Annotated in this window: 1 protein-coding gene and 1 pseudogene; one reads left to right on the top strand and one right to left on the bottom strand. The window is 62.9% G+C overall.

The annotated features are described in order from the left end of the window. The coding region (mfd, locus tag AACS18_RS23230; protein ID WP_258228884.1) for a transcription-repair coupling factor at positions 1 to 2,123 on the top strand (2,123 nt) is incomplete at its 5' end. 245 nt (positions 2,124 to 2,368) lie between these two features. Here mfd and AACS18_RS07550 read toward each other — a convergent pair. Beyond that, positions 2,369 to 2,539, bottom strand: a pseudogene (locus AACS18_RS07550) (class 1 fructose-bisphosphatase); the annotation flags it as partial.

The following is a 2,539-nucleotide window of genomic DNA, read 5'->3' as shown; positions in this document are numbered from 1 at the left end:
CACTGGCGCTGATCACCGAGACCGAGCTGCTCGGCGGCAAGGTACGCAGCAAGCGGGCGCGGGAGAAGAACAAGAACTTAAGCTCCGATGCAGTGATCCGCAACCTCGGCGAACTGACTCAAGGCCAGCCGGTGGTGCATCTGGATCACGGGGTCGGCCGCTATCTGGGGCTGGAGACCATCGACGCCGGTGGCCTGCCCACCGAGTTCCTCACCCTCGAATATGCCGGCGGCGACAAGCTGTTCGTGCCGGTCACCAGTTTGCACCTCATCAGCCGCTACACCGGCTCCGATAACCCGCCCAGCCACAAACTTGGCAGCGAGGCCTGGGTCAAGGCGCGGCGCAAGGCGGCCGAGAAGGTGCGCGATGTGGCAGCCGAGTTGCTGGATGTCTACGCTCACCGCGCCGCCCGCGCCGGTTTTGCCTTCAAGCACGACAAAGAGGCCTATCGCCAGTTTGCCGCCAGCTTCCCGTTCGAGGAGACCGACGATCAGCTCAACGCCATCAATGCGGTGCTGGGGGACATGTGTCAGGCCAAGAGCATGGATAGACTGGTGTGCGGCGACGTGGGCTTCGGCAAGACCGAAGTGGCGATGCGGGCGGCGTTTGTGGCAGTACATGGCGGCAAGCAGGTCGCCGTGCTGGTGCCCACCACCCTGCTGGCGCAACAGCACTACGACAACTTCCGCGACCGCTTTGCCAACTGGCCGGTACGGGTCGAGGTGCTGAGCCGCTTCCGCTCCGCCAAGGAGCAGACCAGCGTCTTGAAAGAGCTGGCGGAGGGCAAGGTGGACATCATCATCGGCACCCACAAGCTGCTCGGCTCCGAGCTCACCTTCAAGGATCTTGGGCTGCTCATCGTCGATGAGGAGCACAGATTCGGGGTGCGCCAGAAGGAGAAGATCAAGGCGCTGCGGGCCGATGTGGATATCCTCACCCTGACCGCCACCCCCATTCCGCGCACTCTCAATATGGCGATGTCCGGCATGCGAGATCTCTCCATCATCGCGACTCCACCCGCCAAGCGACTCGCCATCAAGACCTTTGTCCGCCAGCACGAACCGGCTGTGGTGCGCGAGGCGGTGCTGCGTGAACTCAAACGTGGCGGCCAGGTCTACTACCTGCACAACGACGTCGAGAGCATCGAGAAGTGCGCCGCCGATCTGGCGGAACTGGTGCCGGAGGCCCGCATCGGCATCGCCCACGGCCAGATGCGCGAGCGCGACCTTGAGCGGATCATGTCCGACTTCTACCATCAGCGCTTCAACCTCTTGGTCTGCACCACCATCATCGAGACCGGCATCGACGTACCGAGCGCCAACACCATCATCATGGATCGGGCGGATCATCTCGGTCTGGCCCAGCTGCACCAGCTGCGGGGCCGAGTTGGCCGCTCCCACCATCAGGCCTATGCCTACCTGCTCACCCCCCATCCCAAGCTGATGACCAAGGATGCGGCCAAGCGGCTGGAGGCGATCGCGTCGCTTGAAGATCTCGGCGCCGGTTTTGCGCTGGCCACCCACGATCTGGAGATCCGTGGCGCGGGCGAACTGCTTGGCGATGATCAGAGCGGCCAGATTGAATCGGTCGGCTTCACCCTCTACATGGAGATGCTGGAGCAGGCGGTCGAGGCGCTGAAATCGGGCAAGGAGCCATCGCTCGAGCAGCTGATGAGCCAGCACACCGAGGTGGAGCTGCGCCTGCCTGCTCTGCTGCCGGATGACTATATTCCGGACGTCAATATGCGCCTCTCCATGTACAAGCGGATCGCCAGCGCGGCGGACGAACAGGAGCTGCGCGAACTCAAAGTGGAGCTGATCGACCGCTTTGGCCTCTTGCCGGAGGCGACCAAAACCCTGCTGGAGCTGGCTGCCTTCCGTCAGCGTGCCACCGCCCTTGGCATTCGCCGGGTGGAGATGAGCGAGCGTGGCGGCTATCTCGACTTCACCCAGGAGACCAAGGTCAATCCGGCCTATCTGGTCAAACTGCTCTCCAGCCAGCCAAGGGTCTACAAGATGGACGGGCCGACCCGGTTGCGTTTCCAGGTACCGACCCAGGATCGCGCCATGCGCCTGAAACTGGTGGATGGCTTGCTGGCGGATCTGGCCAACAACAGCCTGTGAGTCTTTGCAGCGCTGGCGGTTGGCCAGACAGATAGCGCCAACTAAAACGGGAGCCAAATCGGCTCCCGTTTTGTTTATGTTGGCTGGTGACTAGCGTCGCCCTTCTCCCCTTGTGGGAGAAGGGCCGGGGATGAGGGGGCAGTGAAAACCATTCCCCTCACCCTGCCCTATCCCAGGGGGAGAGGGCATCGCGCCGGTAAATGTTGGGCTTCGCTGCGCTCAGCACCAACCTACACCTCTGACGATCAGCCCTGGTTGGCTGGATCCTCATGGGCGGAGAACTCGCGCATAAAGGCCTCAGCGCGCTCCACCATCTTGGTCGAGCCAACAAAGTAAGGGGTACGCTGGTGCAGCGCGGTGGGCTGGATATCCATGATGCGGCCAAAGCCGTCGGAGGCCTTGCCACCAGCCTGCTC

Origin of the sequence: Aeromonas sp. HMWF015, from assembly GCF_963878965.1 — a bacterium.
Taxonomy (GTDB): domain Bacteria; phylum Pseudomonadota; class Gammaproteobacteria; order Enterobacterales; family Aeromonadaceae; genus Aeromonas; species Aeromonas veronii.
Note: the sequence above shows the minus strand (reverse complement) of the source record. Positions and strands in the feature narration are given on the sequence as shown.